This window comes from Hyunsoonleella aquatilis, assembly GCF_014270105.1.
GTDB lineage: Bacteria > Bacteroidota > Bacteroidia > Flavobacteriales > Flavobacteriaceae > Jejuia > Jejuia aquatilis.
This window is the reverse complement of the sequence record NZ_JACNMF010000005.1, coordinates 130,989-149,513: the sequence shown is the minus strand read 5'-3', so window position 1 is coordinate 149,513 and position 18,525 is coordinate 130,989. Positions and strand designations below refer to the sequence as shown.

At 40.1% G+C, this 18,525-nt stretch carries 16 protein-coding genes; 11 read left to right on the top strand and 5 right to left on the bottom strand.

Features of this window, described 5'->3' with window-relative positions:
• The first annotated feature begins 161 nt into the window (after positions 1-161).
• The 8 genes from H7U19_RS14535 (at position 162) to H7U19_RS14500 (ending at position 8,937) form a co-directional block, all read left to right on the top strand.
• Positions 162-782: a carboxypeptidase-like regulatory domain-containing protein gene (locus tag H7U19_RS14535; RefSeq protein WP_186563601.1), complete on the top strand. Its 621-nt coding sequence runs from the start codon at positions 162-164 to the stop codon at positions 780-782.
• 12 nt (positions 783-794) lie between these two features.
• The gene (locus H7U19_RS14530) at positions 795-1,835 is read left to right on the top strand and encodes a transglutaminase domain-containing protein (RefSeq protein WP_186563600.1); all 1,041 of its coding nucleotides are present in this window, start codon (positions 795-797) and stop codon (positions 1,833-1,835) included.
• A gap of 52 nt (positions 1,836-1,887) precedes the next feature.
• Entirely contained in the window at positions 1,888-3,423 is a 1,536-nt protein-coding gene (locus tag H7U19_RS14525) for a YifB family Mg chelatase-like AAA ATPase (protein WP_186563599.1), read from the top strand.
• A gap of 88 nt (positions 3,424-3,511) precedes the next feature.
• A complete protein-coding gene (locus H7U19_RS14520) occupies positions 3,512-4,111 on the top strand; it encodes an REP-associated tyrosine transposase (RefSeq protein WP_186563598.1) in 600 nt (199 codons plus the stop codon).
• A 1,287-nt stretch (positions 4,112-5,398) separates the two neighbouring features.
• Positions 5,399-6,631, top strand: coding sequence for an Nramp family divalent metal transporter (locus tag H7U19_RS14515; protein WP_186563741.1), 1,233 nt, complete (start codon positions 5,399-5,401; stop codon positions 6,629-6,631).
• Positions 6,631-7,371: a 5-oxoprolinase subunit PxpA gene (gene pxpA, locus H7U19_RS14510; protein WP_186563597.1), complete on the top strand. Its 741-nt coding sequence runs from the start codon at positions 6,631-6,633 to the stop codon at positions 7,369-7,371. The genes H7U19_RS14515 and pxpA overlap by 1 nt, the downstream gene beginning before the upstream one ends.
• Positions 7,371-8,096 carry a 5-oxoprolinase subunit PxpB gene (pxpB, locus tag H7U19_RS14505; protein WP_186563596.1) on the top strand — a complete coding sequence of 242 codons (726 nt, stop codon included), beginning with the start codon at positions 7,371-7,373 and terminating at the stop codon, positions 8,094-8,096. The genes pxpA and pxpB overlap by 1 nt, the downstream gene beginning before the upstream one ends.
• On the top strand, positions 8,089-8,937 hold the full coding sequence (locus H7U19_RS14500; protein ID WP_186563595.1) for a 5-oxoprolinase subunit C family protein: 849 nt from the start codon (positions 8,089-8,091) through the stop codon (positions 8,935-8,937). Before pxpB ends, H7U19_RS14500 begins: the two co-directional genes overlap by 8 nt.
• On the opposite strand, the gene deoC is transcribed toward H7U19_RS14500, so the two are convergent.
• Both deoC and clpB read right to left on the bottom strand, forming a co-directional pair.
• Positions 8,934-9,695, bottom strand: coding sequence for a deoxyribose-phosphate aldolase (deoC, locus tag H7U19_RS14495; RefSeq protein WP_186563594.1), 762 nt, complete (start codon positions 9,693-9,695; stop codon positions 8,934-8,936). The two genes, H7U19_RS14500 and deoC, sit on opposite strands and share 4 nt — an antisense overlap.
• 283 nt (positions 9,696-9,978) lie before the next feature.
• On the bottom strand, positions 9,979-12,582 hold the full coding sequence (clpB, locus tag H7U19_RS14490) for an ATP-dependent chaperone ClpB (protein ID WP_186563593.1): 2,604 nt from the start codon (positions 12,580-12,582) through the stop codon (positions 9,979-9,981).
• 327 nt (positions 12,583-12,909) lie between these two features.
• Between clpB and ytxJ the strand changes: the two genes are divergently transcribed.
• From ytxJ to H7U19_RS14475, 3 genes are read left to right on the top strand one after another with little or no spacing between them, the layout of a single operon-like run.
• Positions 12,910-13,296, top strand: a complete 387-nt coding sequence (ytxJ, locus tag H7U19_RS14485; RefSeq protein WP_186563592.1) for a bacillithiol system redox-active protein YtxJ — start codon at positions 12,910-12,912, stop codon at positions 13,294-13,296.
• A 15-nt stretch (positions 13,297-13,311) separates the two neighbouring features.
• Positions 13,312-13,719 (top strand): gamma-glutamylcyclotransferase family protein, encoded by a 408-nt coding sequence (locus H7U19_RS14480; protein ID WP_186563591.1) that lies wholly within the window; start codon positions 13,312-13,314, stop codon positions 13,717-13,719.
• On the top strand, positions 13,706-15,394 hold the full coding sequence (locus H7U19_RS14475) for an RluA family pseudouridine synthase (RefSeq protein ID WP_186563590.1): 1,689 nt from the start codon (positions 13,706-13,708) through the stop codon (positions 15,392-15,394). The genes H7U19_RS14480 and H7U19_RS14475 overlap by 14 nt, the downstream gene beginning before the upstream one ends.
• A gap of 293 nt (positions 15,395-15,687) precedes the next feature.
• Here the strand turns inward: H7U19_RS14475 and corA are convergent, their stop codons facing one another.
• The 3 genes from corA to H7U19_RS14460 form a co-directional block, all read right to left on the bottom strand.
• A complete protein-coding gene (gene corA, locus H7U19_RS14470; RefSeq protein ID WP_186563589.1) occupies positions 15,688-16,767 on the bottom strand; it encodes a magnesium/cobalt transporter CorA in 1,080 nt (359 codons plus the stop codon).
• A gap of 220 nt (positions 16,768-16,987) precedes the next feature.
• Positions 16,988-17,542: a mechanosensitive ion channel domain-containing protein gene (locus tag H7U19_RS14465; protein WP_186563588.1), complete on the bottom strand. Its 555-nt coding sequence runs from the start codon at positions 17,540-17,542 to the stop codon at positions 16,988-16,990.
• Positions 17,543-17,582: 40 nt separating this feature from the next.
• Positions 17,583-18,518 (bottom strand): septum formation inhibitor Maf, encoded by a 936-nt coding sequence (locus tag H7U19_RS14460; RefSeq protein ID WP_246454824.1) that lies wholly within the window; start codon positions 18,516-18,518, stop codon positions 17,583-17,585.
• Between the last annotated feature and the right edge of the window lie 7 nt (positions 18,519-18,525).

Genomic DNA, 18,525 nt, shown 5'->3' with positions numbered 1-18,525 from the left:
GTTAAATAAGTGGCGATAGTTTCTAATATTTCTTATTTTTAGATTCGGGATAACAAAATTCAATTTTATGAAATGAGCCATTATCGGATTAGTTTGGTACCGAAAATTAAAAATAGTGGCGAATTGCATCTGACGGAATTAAAACATTTAAAATTTAACAGATGAAAACACATTTTAGTATCTCGATCAATAGCCCCTGCTCAGAACGGTTTAATCAATTTGAAAAAACAGTCCATGGCGGGTTCTGTAACTCATGTCAAAAAGAAATTATTGATTTTAGGCATATGAGTGATGAGCAAATCTTAGATTATTTAGAACTTAAACAAGGTAACACTTGTGGGCATTTCAAATCTTCTCAAATAAATAGAGCTATGAAAACTTCAAATTCTTCAAAATTTTTAAAAGTAGCAGCTATTGCCATTTTTGCACTATTTAGCTTGAATAGCATTCAGGCGCAAGACCAAAACAATACGAAAACCGAACAGGTACGTAGTGATTTGTTGACCGGTGTCATTCAAGATGAATCTGGGCCATTAGCAGGTGCAAGTATTGTCCTTAAGGGTACCAAAATTGGAGTAACGGCCGATTTTGAAGGTAAATTCAAATTCCCGAAAGCCCTTAAAAAAGGTGATATTTTAGTGGTGAGCTATATTGGCTACGAACATCAAAACATTGAAATCACGGACCATCAAAAGTTTCTGAAAGTACAATTGACCGGTGATGATATTGACCTTTTGGGCGAAGTTCAAACCAATAAAATTTACAGTTCAAAAGGGAGATAAGGCTTTATTTTGATGCGGTTAAAACTGTTTGTTCTGTTGTTTTGGTTGAGCTTTCAAAGCTATGCGCAAAGGTCGGATTTTGCTCATGTCAATTTTAATAAAGCAGATAGCATAGCAAAGGTTTATGGTGAGGCCTCTCTACGAAATATGCCATTGCTGGTGCATCAATTGACTAAGGATTTAGACACCCAAGTTGAACAATTTAGAGCGATTCATACTTGGGTGTGCCTAAACATTGAAAGTGACCATTATTTCAGCGAAGCTACCTTAAAAAAAGGAAGAGCCCTTCGCAATAAACCTGAGGCTTTAAAAAAGTGGAATGCGAAAACGCAGGCCAAAGTCTATAAGCGATTGCTTCGCGATAAAAAAACCATTTGTACCGGTTATGCCTATATTCTAAAGGCACTGACCGTTTTAGCCGAAATTGAATGTGAAATTGTGGATGGATATGCGCGTACTACTGCTCACAATATTGGTACGGTGGATTTCCCAAACCACTCTTGGAACGTGCTAAAATTAAATGACAAATGGTATTTTGCTGATGCCACTCAGGCCAGTGGTTATTACAACCTTGATGAAGAGAAATTTGTGAAGGATTATAACGACGGTTACTTTTTGGCAGACCCGCAGTTATTTGTACAAAATCATTTCCCCATCAATAGAAAATGGTTGCTTTTGGGGGATGATGAACTTAGTTTAATAGATTTTGTAAAAACGCCGCTTATTTATGGCGATACTTATAAATATGGTATCATCCCTAAAACGCCAACCGGCTTGGTCACTTCAATAAATGTAGGGGAATCGGTGATTTTTCGATTTAAGCTTTTGGATCCATCCTATTTAGAAAAAATTAGTTTGGTGCTCATTAGTGGATTCAAATTCAAAAAGATAAAGCCGACTAAATCCAACTATAAAAATGGTGTGTTGGAACTTAAATGTCAATTTGATAAAAAAGGGCAATACGATGTGCATGCTAAGGTAGATAAAGCTATTGTAGCGTCTTATACCGTTAAGGTAGAAAAGACTAAAAATAGAAATCCGAGAAGCTCCTAATTTGTTTTCAATTCCAATAACATTTCTTACATTTAGCGAGTAAAGAATTACTATGCTTAATAAAGTTTTTGCCAGTGCCGTTTTCGGTGTTGAGGCTTCAACCGTAACTGTTGAGGTAAATACAGATAAGGGTGTTGGCTATCATTTGGTTGGGTTGCCGGACAATGCCATAAAAGAAAGCAATTACCGAATTGCCGCCGCACTTCAAAACAACGGTTATAAAATCCCGGGAAAGAAAATTATAATTAACATGTCGCCAGCCGATTTGCGTAAGGAGGGCAGTGCTTATGATTTAACCTTGGCCATTGGGATTTTGGCGTCTTCCAGTCAAATAAAAGCCGAAAATTTAGAGCAATATTTAATTATGGGCGAATTGTCTTTGGACGGCAGTTTGCAACCCATAAAAGGGGCATTGCCTATTGCGGTAAAGGCCAGGGAAGAGGGGTTTAAAGGTTTTATTTTACCTATTCAAAATGCAAAGGAAGCGGCCATAGTAAATAATTTAGAGGTTTATGGTGTTGACAATATTAAGCAAGTTATTGAGTATTTTGACAAAGGTGAGCCTTTAGAACAGACTATTATCGATACAAGAAAGGAGTTTGAAAAAAATCTAAATTACCCAGAATTTGATTTTGCGGACGTGAAAGGTCAGGAAGGCATCAAACGTTGTATGGAAATTGCCGCCGCTGGAGGTCATAACATTATTTTGATTGGCCCACCGGGCGCAGGAAAAACCATGTTGGCCAAACGTTTGCCAAGTATTTTGCCACCAATGACACTTCATGAAGCATTGGAAACCACAAAAATACATTCCGTAGTGGGACGCGTAAAAGATACGGGGTTGATGTCGCAACGCCCATTTCGAAGTCCACATCATACCATATCGAATGTGGCGCTTGTCGGCGGCGGGAGCTATCCACAACCCGGGGAAATTTCATTATCACATAATGGTGTTTTGTTTTTGGATGAGCTACCTGAGTTTAAGCGAGATGTTTTGGAAGTGATGCGCCAACCTTTGGAGGATAGGGAAGTCACCATTTCCAGGGCGAAGTTTACTGTAACCTATCCCTCGTCGTTTATGTTGGTGGCGAGTATGAACCCGAGTCCGGGAGGCTATTTTAACGACCCCGATGCACCAGTAACCTCAAGTCCAGCAGAAATGCAACGCTATTTAAGTAAGATTTCCGGGCCATTGTTGGACAGAATTGATATTCATATTGAAGTAACGCCAGTGCCTTTTGAAAAGCTTTCGGATGACAGAAAGGGAGAATCTTCTGTGGAGATAAGAAAACGTGTTACCGAGGCTCGTGATATTCAAAGCCAACGTTTCGCCGATAATGAAAATGTACATTACAATGCCCAGATGAGCACCAAGCAAATTCGAAAATATTGTGTGTTGGATGATAATTCCAAGGAACTGCTGAAAACTGCGATGGAACGCTTAAACCTTTCGGCTCGCGCCTATGACAGAATATTAAAAGTAGCCAGAACTATAGCAGATTTGGAAGGTTCTGAAGATGTGCAAGGAGTTCATATTAGCGAGGCGATTCAATATAGAAGTTTGGACAGAGAGGGGTGGTTGGGATAACAACTGCCTTAATCAAGTTGAAACTAAACGCTCCGCAAAGTCTCCCGACTTTGAGGAACACAAATAGAATAAATATTAAAACCTAAAATTGAAAGAAGGCTACATTATAAGAGACCAAGAAAAAATTCATTTTATAACGGCAACGGTAGTTGATTGGATAGATGTGTTTACACGAAAATCGTATAAAGATATCGTTATCGATTGCTTAAGATTTTGTGTAAAAAATAAAGGAATGGTTTTGTACGGCTATGTAATAATGAGTAATCATGTACATTTAATATTGCAATCTAAAGACGGTAAGCTATCAGATTTAATCAGAGATTTTAAAAAATTTACTGCTAGAAGCATTTTAGAAAAAATACAAAATGAACCAGAAAGCAGAAGAGAGTGGATGTTAGAAAGGTTTAAAAAAGCCACAGAAACACATAGCAGAAATAAAAATTATCAATTTTGGCAATACGGGAATCATGCAGAAGAAATTTACTCGCATAAATTTATGTGGTCTAAGTTACACTATATTCACCTAAATCCTGTGCGTGCTGGTATTGTTGAAAAAGCGTCACACTATAGATATTCTAGTGCTAGTAATTATATAAATGATGAAGGCTTAGTTGATATTGAAATTGTAGATCATCCAATTGTAGATGTTTTAAATAAATCGACAATAACAAAATATAATCAATATTAGCATTGAAAGGTTTAGATAATTTTAAGAATTGTAAAGACCTCAAAGTCGGGAGACTTTGCGGAGCTAGATAAGTAGAGCTATTTGTTTTTAATAATCTTTACAAGTTCTATTATATCATCAGCTTTTATTTCGGACCGTAAAGCCAAAATTAGCATTACTGCAAATAGCCCGACTTGCCACCAGGTCCATTTTGGTAAGGGAATTTTTATATGTCTTTTTCTATTGCCCATTGATTTGGGTATGAATGGATTAAATAATAATTTTCATAAAATTAAACCAAAAACCTATCAACTTCTATTAATTACATATTTTTTCGATGTTCTGCGCATTAATGCGTAGCTTTTTTTTGATGAAATCAATTTTAATTAAATAAATCATCGATTAAATACATAATTTACAGATGAACGTAAGAAATGGATTTCTAAAAAACTCCATTATTATTAAAAATATCCTATTTTACTCGATGAAAGACGAGAGTAAAATAGTATTAACTTTTCTTTAAGACAAATGCTTTTTATCAAGAAGTGCTTCGCTACCCCGCTACCGCTAGTCTGTGACTAGTGGAGGTAGGGTAAGAAGTAAGAACAGAGATAGGACTAAAAATAATTATGACAAAAGCTTCTGTGATAACGAGTAGGCTTTTGTTTATTACAAAACCACTAGCTACAAGCTAGCGGTAGCGAGGGAGTTATAATATATTTATTGGTACTTTAAAAAAAATTCATAAGATTGATAATATTGGTTTTGAGTTGATAGATTTTACATTAGAGAAAACAGAGGAAGAATCTGGCCATATAAATGAGAGATATGTCATGAGGTTGAAGGATTCTAACAATAATAACTGGAGTTTAAAAATATATTTATCTAAGTACAATGATTGTTATTACATAACTTTGCCTGTAGATGTTAATTTCTTGAAGGAAGGTTGGTAGCCCGTTCCTCCCCACGCTACCGCTAGTCTGTGACTAGTGGCGGTAAGAGTAAGAACAGAGATAGGACAAAAAATAATTAAGGTAAAAACTTTTGTGATAACGAAGGGGCTTTTGTTTTTAACAAAACCACTAGCTACAAGCTAGCGGTAGCGTGTTGGGAAAACTAGAGTAGCAGGGGTTTAGATATTATTTCGGCCATCCGCTATTACTCGTTTGCAACGACTGGTATTTTTTCAATATAAATGCCAGCAGAATTTTTAAAACCCTCAATCCAATTGCAAACCCTTTAAAAAACCCCTAAATTGCCCATGTTATAAAGGCTTGGTTTAAACAAGTGCCTTCAAACATTTATACTTTGTTCAAAAACCTCCTAAAAAACATCGGCCCCGGTCCATTAATTGCGGCCGCATTTATCGGCCCGGGTACGGTAACGGTGTGTACGCTGGCAGGCGTAAATTTTGGATATGCACTGCTTTGGGCCATGTTGTTATCTGTGGTGGCTACCATCGTGCTTCAGGAAATGGCTGCAAGACTTGGCATTATTTCCCAAAAGGGGCTTTCGGAAATTATTAAAAGCGAAATCAAAAATCCCATTTTTAAGGGTTTTGCGGTGCTTTTGATTTTATCTGCTATAACCTTTGGCAATGCGGCTTATGAGGCAGGGAATATCAGTGGCGGGATTTTGGGTTTGGAAGCCATTTTTGGAAGTCAAAAATTGAACTTGGGAAGCTTCTCCCTTAACCTTTATAGCCTTGCCATTGGGGCAGTGGCCTTCGTCATGCTCTTCATTGGCAATTATAAAGTTTTGGAAAGACTATTGGTATCTTTAGTAGTTTTAATGAGTTTGGCATTTCTAACAACTGCCGTGATTACTAAACCCAATCTTTCCGATGTTTTAAAGGGGGCCTTAATGCCAAAATTTCCAAAGGATAGTTTGCTTACTATCATTGCCTTAATCGGGACTACAGTTGTGCCTTACAATTTGTTTTTGCATGCCTCGCTGGTCAAAGAGAAATGGCAACATGTATCCGATTTGAAATACGCCAGAAAGGATACAGTTATTGCCATCATTTTAGGGGGCATGGTATCGATGGGTATTATTGTTTCCGCAGCTTCGGTATCATCAACATCCGTAGAAAGCGCGGCCGATTTGGCTAAAGGTTTAGAGCCTCTTTTCGGAAGTTTTGCAAAAGTATTTTTGGCCATAGGCCTTTTTGCGGCGGGCATCACGAGCGCGATAACCGCTCCGCTTGCGGCGGCCTACGTAGCAAAAGGTTGCTTGGGATGGAACGGTGGGATGCGTTCACCGCGTTTTAGGAGTGTTTGGGGCTTTGTGTTGTTGCTCGGGGTGGTGTTCTCCTCACTGGGCGTTAAGCCCGTTGCCATTATTAAGTTTGCCCAGGTGGCCAATGGCATTTTATTGCCGGTTGTTGCCGGATTCCTACTATGGGTAGTGAATAAAACCTCCGTTTTGGGGAATTATAAAAACAATCTCTGGCAAAATATTTTTGGTTGTCTTATCTTAGTGCTGAGTTTGTTGTTGTCCTTTGTAGCACTCCATAAAGTGTTGCAATTAAACCTATTTTAGTGCACAATTTTATCATTGATATAAACGCAGATGTTGGTGAAGGCATTGGTAATGAATCCCAACTGATGCCTTATATTTCGTCGTGTAATATTGCCTGCGGGGGGCATGCGGGCGATCATAGAACCATGCAAAAAATTGTAAAACTTGCCAAGGATCACGGTGTAAAAATCGGTGCGCACCCCTCTTTTCCAGATAAAGACAATTTTGGCCGAGTGCCCATGGAGATGTCCTGTGCCGCCTTGTTTACAGCTATTGAGGATCAAATGGATGCCTTAAGGCATGTGCTGGAAGTTGAAAATTTGGACCTGCACCATGTAAAGCCGCATGGCGCATTGTATAATTTGGCCGCTATCGATAGCCGAACAGCCACTTGTTTTGTGGAGGCCATGAAAACCATAGTGGCGCCCGTTAAGCTTTATGTGCCTTTCAATTCCGTTATTGCCAAAATTGCAATTGAGAATAACATCCCTATTATTTATGAGGCCTTTGCGGACAGAAATTACAATGACGACCTGACTCTGGTCAACAGGACAGAGGCCAACGCCATCATCCAAGACCCTGACCTTATGTTTGAGCATGTTTTTAGGATAATTAAGGACAAGAAAGTGAAAACCATCAGCGGGGCATTGCAACCTATAGAGGCACATACCTTTTGCATTCACGGGGATAATCACAATGCGGTAAGGTTGGTTAGGGAATTGTTCCTTCGGTTGAAGGCCAAAGGTATCCAAGTTAGTTGATGAAATTCCAACCTAAATACCAAAGATTTGGGGAATGCGCTATTTTGGTGGAATGGCCTGCTAAAATTGATAAGGACATCCTTTCGGACATACTCTTATTTAAATTTTCTGTTGAAAATCGGTTAAAACATATTGTTGAGGTAAATACGGCTTATCATTCATTATTAGTTGTTTATAAAAATCATTTTTCTTTTGAAGAAGAAGTTGGGCGACTAAAAGAAATTTATCGGAATCCGTCAGAAATTAAGCCACGACCGTCGCGATTATGGAAAATCCCGGTATGTTATGATGACGATTTTGGTATTGATTTGGATGCACTTTCCAAAGGGAAAAAGTTGTCAAAAAAGGAGGTGGTTCAAATGCATTCAAAAGCTATTTATACCGTTTACTTTATCGGGTTTTTGCCCGGATTTCTGTATTTAGGGGGATTGGATGAAACGCTTCACATACCAAGAAAGGCCGTGCCTCGCCTAAAGATTGAAAAGGGGGCTGTGGCCATTGGTGGTGGTCAAACGGGAGTTTACCCAAGCGAAAGCCCAGGGGGCTGGCATATTATTGGTAATTCGCCAATTTCATTTTTCGATCCGCATAAAGAACAGCCCTGTTTTGCAAGTGCATTGGACCAAGTACAATTTGTGCCAATTTCACGTTCGGGCTATGAGGATATCAAAACTTTGGTAAAAGAAGGCTTGTATCAAATGGAGAGCGAGGTGATTGATGGTTGAGGTTTTACAGCCTGGGATATTTACGAGTATTCAGGACTTTGGCCGTATCGGTTTTCAAAAATTTGGGGTACCTTATTCGGGGGTAATGGATAGATATGCTGTTGCTGTGGCCAATACTTTGGTTGGAAATCCAGAAAACTTACCTGTATTGGAAATCACTATGATGGGCTTAAAACTCAAGTTTCATTGCCCAACTATAATAGCGGTTTGCGGTGCCGATAGTTCCCCAAATATAAATGATAAAAGTGTGCCTTTGAACCGGACAATTTCTGTCCATAAGGGAGACGTTTTATCGCTTGGAAGGCTCAACGATGGGTTTAGAAGCTACTTGGCAGTTAAAGGGGGTTTTAAAGGAGAAAAGGTGATGGGTAGTTACAGCATGTACCCGGGAATTACGGCATCCAATAGACTTAATAAGGGCGATACGATTTCAATTGACGAGACGCCCGTTGGGCTCAAACCAAAAAACGCATCCTTTAAAGTCAATCGGGATTATATTTTAAAAGATAATATTGAGGTATTTAAAGGTCCGGAATTTGATAAATTAAACAAGACGCAACAATCCAAATTGTTGGAGGAAGGCTTTACCATTTCAAAAGACAGCAATCGAATGGGTTATCGTCTGGAAGAAACAGTGGCAAATAATTTGGCACCTATTCTCACGGCTCCCGTATTACCCGGAACGATACAATTACCGCCTTCGGGAAAACCGATTATTTTGATGCGCGATTGTCAAACGACGGGAGGCTATCCAAGAATATTTCAATTGAAAGAAACAGCCATCAACGTATTAGCCCAGAAATACATGGGGCAGGCCATTCATTTCAAACTGATAGATTAATTTTTCGATATTTTACTGGTCTCAGTGGACTCTTGATTCTGCTGTTGCTCGTTGCTATCAGTATTCTCAATCGTCTGGATATACTGCTTGAAAATCCGCGTATTTCGGATTTGACGGGCATTGTACAATGATTTTATTAAAGTTGATGTGCCAATTCTGTCCGCACCTGCATCAATAAACTTCAATGCGGTTTCAAAATCGCTAATACCTCCCGAAGCTTTTATCTTCATTTTGTTTTTAACCGTTTTTTTGATGATTTTCACGGCGGTAAACGTAGCCCCGCTTTTTGCAAATCCAGTGGAGGTTTTAATGTAATCGGCGTTGGCATCAAGGCAAATTTCGCAAGCCTTGATGATGTCGTTTTTGTTTAATTCCGAAATTTCGAGAATGACCTTCAATGGTTTTTTTCCAATTGCGGTTTTTACATTCAGCACATCCCTTAACACGGCTACGTAGTTTTTGCTTTTCAAAAACCCACGATTTAGTACCATATCAATTTCATCTGCCCCATCATTTATGGCATTTTCGGCTTCAAAGACCTTTGCTTTACTGTCTGCTGATCCAAAAGGAAATCCTACAACTGTGCATACTTTAGTATTGGAATCTTTAAGGATTTGCTTCGCCATAGCCACATAGCAACTATTGACACAAACACTATGAAAATTATGCTCAATGGCCTGTTTACATAACTCAACTATATCATGTTCTGTAGCGGAAGGGTTGAGGCAAGTGTAATCAATGTACTGTGCAATATTCATAGAGGTTTTCTATTTAATAGTTTATAATTTACTTAACAAGAGGGAAACAAAAAGGGTGAATTTTATGTTGGATTTGGGACATAAAAATGTTGGGCTAAGTTAAAGATTTAATTTTAAAAAAAATGAATTTTAACGATTTATTGGACGATTGGTCGAACCGCTTTTCGACAAAATAGGTGAAGTTCCCGATGTACAGTAAAAACAAAAAAAGCAACGTTCATCTTTATAAAAGAATCGCGTTGCTTTTCTCCCGATAGCTATCGGGACCAACCAAAACTAAATTTTATGCATTTTCTACCAAATCGCTCTGATTTCTGAAGACCAATTGGTCGTCAAAGGCATCCAATAGAATAATACTGTCTGTTGTCACTTTTCCGGCCAAAATTTCCTTGCTTAAGGCGTTGAGCACTTCTTTTTGAATCACCCGTTTCACTGGCCTTGCGCCATATTCGGGATTGTAGCCTCTTTCAGCTAAATAGCTAATGGCTTCCGAAGTAGCATCAAAAGTGATGTTTTGTTGCAATAGCATCTTCGCTACATTTTTGAGCTGTAAACCTACTATGGCGACAATGTTTTCCTTTGTGAGTGGTGTAAACATAATTGTGTCATCAATTCGGTTTAAAAACTCTGGTCTTACGCTCTGTTTCAAAAGTGCCAATACATCTACTTTTGAAGCTTCAATGGCGGAATCAATATCTTTAGTCGCCTCAAATCGCTCTTGTATAATATGGCTTCCAATATTGGAGGTCATGATGATGATGGTATTTTTGAAATCAGCAACCCTGCCTTTGTTATCTGTTAAATGCCCTTCATCCAGCACTTGTAGTAGGATATTGAAAGTATCGGGATGTGCTTTTTCAATTTCATCCAACAATACCACGGAATAGGGTTTTCTGCGCACGGCTTCTGTCAATTGACCACCTTCATCGTAACCTACGTATCCCGGAGGTGCGCCCACTAATCTGCTGACCGCATGGCGTTCTTGATATTCACTCATATCAATTCTTGTCATCGCATTTTCGTCATCAAACAAATATTCGGCTAGCGCTTTTGCCAGTTCCGTTTTACCTACGCCTGTCGTGCCCAAAAACAGGAATGTACCGATAGGCTTTTGTGGGTTTTGTAATCCAGCCCGGCTACGTCTTACGGCATCACTAACGGCCTCGATGGCTTCTTCTTGGCCAACAACGCGTTTGTGCAGTTCATCCTCTAATTTCAAAAGCTTTTCGCGTTCGCTCTGCACCATTTTTGTTACGGGAATACCCGTCCATTTAGCAACTACTTCCGCGATATCATCATAAGTGACTTCTTCTTTTATTAAGGAGTTTTCAGATTGTGCTTTTAATTGCTCTTGAAGCGCTTCAAGTTGTTCTTGGGCTTCTTTTATCTTGCCGTAACGCAGTTCCGCAACTTTGCCGTAATCGCCTTCGCGTTCCGCTTTTTCTGCTTCCAGCTTGAAGTTTTCGATATCCAGCTTTGTGTTTTGGATATGATCTACCACTTCTTTTTCACTCTTCCATTTGGCAAAAATATCGTTGCGCTGTTCCTTCAAATTAGCCAAATCCGAGCGAAGGGATTTCAATTTACTCTCATCCTTTTCACGTTTAATGGCTTCAATCTCGATTTCCAACTGCATGATTTTTCTATCCAGAACATCCAATTCCTCGGGTTTTGAATTGATTTCCATGCGCATTTTGGAAGCGGCTTCATCCATCAAATCAATGGCTTTGTCCGGTAAAAATCGGTTGGTAATATAGCGTTGCGATAGTTCCACCGCACCAATAATAGCATCATCTTTTATGCGCACTTTATGGTGCGTTTCGTATTTTTCCTTAATACCCCGCAAAATGGAAATGGCACTTTCGGTGTCGGGTTCATCCACCATTACCTTTTGAAAACGACGTTCCAAAGCCTTGTCTTTTTCAAAGTACTTTTGGTATTCGTCTAATGTGGTTGCACCGATAGCCCTGAGTTCGCCACGTGCCAATGCAGGCTTTAAAATATTAGCCGCATCCATCGCGCCTTGTCCGCCACCGGCTCCAACAAGCGTGTGGATTTCGTCTATAAAGAGAACAATATCGCCATCGCTTGTTGTTACTTCTTTAATGACAGCCTTTAGTCGCTCTTCAAACTCACCTTTATATTTGGCGCCAGCGATTAGTGCCCCCATATCCAACGCGAAAATTTGTTTTTCTTTTAAGTTTTCGGGAATATCACCATCGATGATCCGATGGGCTAAACCTTCAGCGATGGCTGTTTTTCCTGTTCCGGGTTCACCTACTAAAATCGGGTTGTTTTTGGTACGACGGGATAAAATTTGAAGTATCCTTCGGATTTCCTCATCGCGCCCGATAACGGGGTCCAACTTGCCGTCCTTTGCCAATTGGTTCAGGTTTTTGGCGTATTTTGATAATGAATTATAAGTATCCTCCTGACTTTGGGACGTTACATTTTCGCCTTTGCGTAATTCTTCAATCGCCAGTTTCAAACCTTTTTCGGTCACGCCCTGGTCCTTTAACATTTGGGCAATTTTGCTGTTCGATTTAAAAACGGCCAAAATCAAATGCTCGATGGATACAAACTCATCTTTCATCTTTTTGGCAATAATCGAAGCTTCGTTTAACGCCTTTCCAGCTTCACGCGAAAGCATTAAATCGCCTCCAGAAACCTTGGCAAAACTCTCTAATTGTTTATCTAGCGCCTGTTCTAAGATAGAAACGTTGACGTTCAGTTTTTTCAAAATGAACGGCAATACGTTTTCGTCCACCTCAAAAATACCCTTGAAAATATGTTCATTTTCAATTTGTTGGTGGCCAAAGCCTTGTGCAATCTGTTGGGCTTGCTGTATGGCTTCTTGTGATTTTATTGTATAATTATTTAAGTTCATTTGTTGTATTTTCTTTTTACCTTTACGCTTCCTTTAGGTCAATTATCTTACCAATTCTAATAACGACGTATTTTAAGACAAAATGTCTTGGTTTTTCCTGAAGAACGTGACTTTTAGTCAGTTGTAAGCTATGGAAAGGATAGGCGACTTAGGGTATGAGTAAGCGCGTAAGAGTGGTGCGTTAGGGATTGCAGTGGAAAGCCCACAGCGAGGCACGAGTGAGGACTTGGAGCGTAAAGCCCGACCCCTTGTGGGTAACGCCCAAAATAAATTACACTAAAAGCGAATGCTCTACGTTTAACCATGAAAGAACAATTAATAGCATAAATGGGATTATTGAACAAATTATTTGGTGAAAAAACGGAGCGGGAGGAAAAGGTACTGCCGTGGATTCCTCTAAACGACGCCGGGCAAATCGATTATATAGGACAGAAATCTGGGGTTACTGCTCAGGTTATTTTTAAGCATTCCACGCGATGCGGTATCAGTAGTATGGTGCAGCGCCAGTTTGTTAAGGATTATAACTTTGGTGAAAAGGAGCTGGATTTGTACTATTTGGATATTTTGAGCTATCGAAAAGTTTCGGATTTAGTGGCCGAAAAGTTTCAATTGATGCACGAATCGCCACAGCTTTTGGTGATTAAAAATGGCGAGTTGGTGGCGCATGCCTCCCACGGACAAGTAAACGAGGTGGACTTACAGCGCTTCGTGTAAACTTCAATTTCACTTTTGTTTTCGGATTATTTAATGGTTTACGGCACATTGCAGAAAGGCTCTGGCAATGCCATGTCCGAATTTTTATTGCGTAATTCTGAATATGTTTGCAAGGGCTATTTTCAGGGTAAACTCTACAAAATATCGTGGTTCCCGGGTGCAACGTGTAGTGCTGATTCTGGCGATACCGTTTACGGCTCTATTTTTAAGTTAAAACATACGACCACTGTTTTCGAGGTTTTGGACGATTATGAAGGTTATGATGCTTTGGATGAGGCCTCAAGCTTGTTCAAACGGGAAATCCTCGATTGTTTTACTGAATATGGTGATGCTATAAAAGCTTGGGTGTATCTTTACAACCAGAATGTAAAAGATGCCCCCAGAATTCTTTCTGGGGATTTTTTGAAAGATGGCAACAGCTAAATTTACCGAAACTTTTTTTCACCCCTTGGACCTTGATGTGGAAATTGAACTTCCAAAGAAATTCACCTTTCCGTTTTATTATGAACCGCGCGAGTTGAGCAGGCTCGCTTCAAGGGATTTGCAAGATTACTTAGCTCAACAAACTGATTTTCAGCATAATTTTGGATTGCGTTCTGAGGCTAGGGGCTTGGTTATCGGGAAGATGTTCGGGGTGATGGTGGTGCAAAATGAAAAGGGTGCTTTGGGCTATTTGGCGGCATTTTCTGGAAAACTGGCAGAAAGCAACACCCACAAAGGCTTTGTGCCCACCGTTTTTGATACTTTGGATGCCACCGGTTTTTATAAAAAAGGAGAGGCTGAACTCAATGAATTGAACCGACAGATTGATGCATTGGAAACTGCACCTGAATTGCTAAAAGCAAAACAGGATTTAGAACAGGGACAAAACACTTTTGATGAAGAGTTAAAAGCTTTTAAAACCGAATTAAAAGCCAAAAAAAAAGAGCGCAAAGCGAAACGAGATATAGCCTTAGCCGAACTGTCACCTGCCGAATATGAAACGGTTTTAGAAAATTTGGGCCAACAAAGCATTTATTATCATTTTAGATTGAGGGATTTTAAAGCTGAAGGACAAACCAAAATCGAAAACTTAAAAGTACAACTAGAAAGGGTTTTAGCTCCGATTGAAGCCTTAAAGGAAAAACGTGCGGCTTTATCGGCTTCCCTACAAAAGCGATTGCACAAACAGTACCGATTTCTCAGTGCCAATGGGGAAACCAAAGATTTGATCGATATTTTTGACGATGCCCAAGTGCCACCTCCCGCGGGTTCGGGGGAATGTGCGGCACCGAAGTTGTTTCAATATGCTTATGAAAACAATTTAAAGCCCATTGCTATGGCGGAGTTTTGGTGGGGGGCTTCACCGAAGTCTGAGGTGCGGAAACATAAACAGTTTTATCCCTCGTGCCGCAGTAAATGTGAACCCATTTTGGGCCATATGATGCAGGGTCTGGTTGTTGAAGATAATCCTATCGACAGTGTCGCGGAGCATAATGCACCTTTGGAAATCGTTTATGAAGACCACTATTTGCTTTTGGTCAATAAACCACATGAGTTTTTATCCGTTCCGGGGAAACACATTAAGGAATCAGTATTGACACGCATGCGACGCTATTTGCCAAAGGCTAAAGGCCCTTTGTTGGTGCACCGTTTGGATATGTCCACTTCTGGATTATTGTTAGTTGCCAAAAACGAAAAAACGCATAAAAACCTGCAAAAACAGTTTATTGACCGCACCGTAAAAAAGAGATATGTCGCTTTGTTGGATGGAGAAATCACTCAAAAAGAAGGCGTCATCGATTTACCTCTCCGCGTGGATTTGGATAACCGTCCACAGCAGTTGGTGTGCTATGAACACGGTAAACCTGCTAAAACTAAATTTGAAGTGGTTGAAGTGAAACACGGCAAAACACGGATTCATTTTTACCCTATTACAGGGCGTACCCACCAATTACGGGTGCATGCGGCACATGTTGATGGGCTAAACACACCAATTGTTGGGGATGACTTGTATGGCAAAAGAGGGGGGCGATTGTGTTTGCATGCGGAGCACATAACCTTTTTACACCCTGTGACGCAAGAGGTTTTGGAGGTGGTTTGTGGGGTGCCTTTTTAATCTTCGTGGTTGCGAGTGTAACGAAGCAATCTACAATCTTTCGTATTATATTGATGAGATTATTTTGGTCGTACCTTTGCAGCAATGACGTTTAAAAAAGATTGAGTAGTGAAATGTTTACATTCACGAATTCATTAATTTGAAATATAGACCAATGAGTAAAGCCAGACCCGAGGACGGCTGTATTATGAGACTTTCTTACGTTGCATCGAGGGGAACGCCCAACTTCTCGATACGATTTTGATTAAAAAAAATCAAAATCACTCGAAGTGACGTCGGTATTCTGCCCATACCTACAACCACTTCTTCCGCTTGAAATAATACATCATTCCCAAAAAAATGAGTAACATGACGCCCCAAACGACGAAGTAGCCGTTGCGGTGCTTTAGTTCGGGGATGTACTCGAAATTCATGCCGTAGATGCCCGCGATGAAGGTGAGGGGGATAAAGATGGAGGCCATGATGGTGAGGACTTTCATGACTTCGTTCATCCGGTTGCTGATGGTGGTCATGTACATATCCATTAAACTCCATGTCATTTCCCGGTAGATATCGATGTTTTCGGTGACTTGTATTAAATGGTCGTAAATGTCGCGGTAATAGGTGAGGGTCTTTTTTTGGATGAGCTCGGTTTCGTTCTTTTCGATGCGGTTGAGGACTTCGCGCAACGGGAATATGGCTCGGCGCACCCTCAGGATTTCGCGTTTTAGGTCTTGGATGCTTCGGCTGGCGTCTTCTTCAATTTTGCCTGCAAATATTTCGGTTTCAAAATCCTCGATTTTATCGCCCAGGATTTCAATTACCGTAAAATAATGATCCACTATGGCATCAATCAGCGTATAGAGCAGATAGTCGGACTGCATATTGCGCACACGGCCTTTGGCATGGCGGAGGCGATCCCTCACGGTATCAAACACATCGCCTTCGGCTTCCTGAAAGGACAGCACATAATTTTCGCCCAAGACAAAACTGACCTGCTCGGAAACGATGTTTTTGGATTTGTCGTAATACACCATTTTCAGCACTACAAAAAGGTAGTTTTCGTATTCGTCAATTTTTGGACGCTGAGCAATGTTTACGATGTCCTCCATCACCAATGGGTGCAGTTCGTAATGTTGCCCGAGGGCTTGGATATCTTTTACATGGTTGAGCCCGTTTAGGTTGATCCAAGTGACGGATTCGGTGTTTTTGTATTCAAAACTTTCCTGAACGGATGCCAACAGTTTTTCGGTGCAATCGGCCTTTGTGTAGTCAAAGGTTTCAATGAGCAGTTTTTCCTTGGAGCGTTCGCCGGTGTAGACCACACTGCCGGGTATTTGTCCCAGTTTTTTTTTGGATCTGTAGACGCGAGGTCGAGGTACTTTTTTAAGCATAGCTTAAAGATAAGAGGATTTCAACATTTTGCCACAATTCAGGCAATAAAATTTGGCGAAACCAACGCATATTACTTTCACTCATGAGAAAGTTAAAAGAACTAGGTTGTGTTTAAATAGGTTTTGACTTTAGCCTGTCTTGAGCGCAGTCGAAAGGCTCAACCTGACATCACAGGTATTTTTGAAAAAATAGAGGACATCAAATTGTGAATAACAATAGTTACACGATATCCGAACCATCATCGTTGCCGGTACCTTCAATGGCATCCTTTTCAACCAATGTTACGGCTTTTTGGAGCATCAGGTTGTTGGGATAGGTGACCAAATCGCCATTTTCCAAACGCAGATGCAACTGGAAGGCCCGGATGTCCTCAATTATAGCGGTTATTGGAAAATCCTTGTCGTGGATTTCAATTTTATCTCCTACTTTATATGGGAAGTTAAAAAACATAATGATGCCTGAAGTGACATTGCTCAGGATGGACCATATGGCAAAAAGGGCAATACCCAAAATGGCAAAGACCGATGAAAAGATGACGGCGATATCCTCGAATTTGGCACCAAAGACGAATGCCTCGATTAAGATGGCCAAAATGAAAAGTGATACCGTTAAATAGCGCACCATGAGTCGTATTCTAGCTTCGTTGATGCCACTTTTTTTACCGATTTTTTTTATCAGAATCGTGGTGATAAAGCCGAGAATGCACAAGGCCAGAATTACAAATCCTGTAATGATTAATTCTTTTTCGTAGGATTCAAGGAAATTTGCAAACATAAAAATGGAGGTTGATTACGCCACAAAGATACGGGCAAAATTATTTTAGTAGTAGCGTATCCCTCAAAACTTCATCTTTATTATGGTTCATTTGCCAATAAGGGGATTTGATGGTTTTTAGCTTTGAAGCCTTAGTAGTCAGTGTTTTGACACTGGAGCCAAAGCCGCTTTTAAAGGTTTCCTCCCAACCTAAAATATCATAAGGAAAATTGGGATTGAAATTAATAGTCAGCGTTCGGTTTAAATTGGGATAGGAAAGGGTGTAACTACCAGTATTCAGTGTTGCTTTGGCCTCATACGCTTTAATACTAGCATGCTTCAATCTTGTGAATTCAAAAGACGGGATGACCTCAATATTTCCTGTTGGAAGGGATTGTGGGTTGATGCGCAGTTGCGTCCAAAGTTCGTTTTCCAAAACGGTTTTTTCCAGTTTAAAACGTTGGTCTGCCTCACCTTCAAAATAGGAGTGGGACATGATGTCGAACTGCTCCCTGTTGTTCATTTGAGCATACACATGGCCACACCATTCCTGCATGGAGCTGGAAATCTTGATGGCGTGTTGATGGTTCCCAACAGGGTAAAAGGTACTTTGCATGATGGAATAAGGATAAATGCCAGTGTTGAAATTTTTGGTGGCATTCAATTTTAAAACGGGAACATTTTTTGGGTTTTGGTTGTCCGCCTTTACCTGAGCTTCCGGTAAGAAATCCTCGGTAACATAAATTAAAACGGCATTGCCTTCGCGGATTTCTCCGTAACGGGCCTGTTCCAATTTGAAAGAGGTGATTTCAGCTTCGCCAGCATACCAATAGTCCTTAAATTCTTGGGTTAGGGGTGTTTTTGGTTTTTGTGTTTCGCTGGAACTGTTGATTGCCAAAAGTTCATCGGGTTTTGAATTCTTGCTGTTTTTGCATGATGCCACTAAAACCATAGCCGTGCATAAGAACAAAACTTTTAATCTAATTATTTCGGTCATCATAATT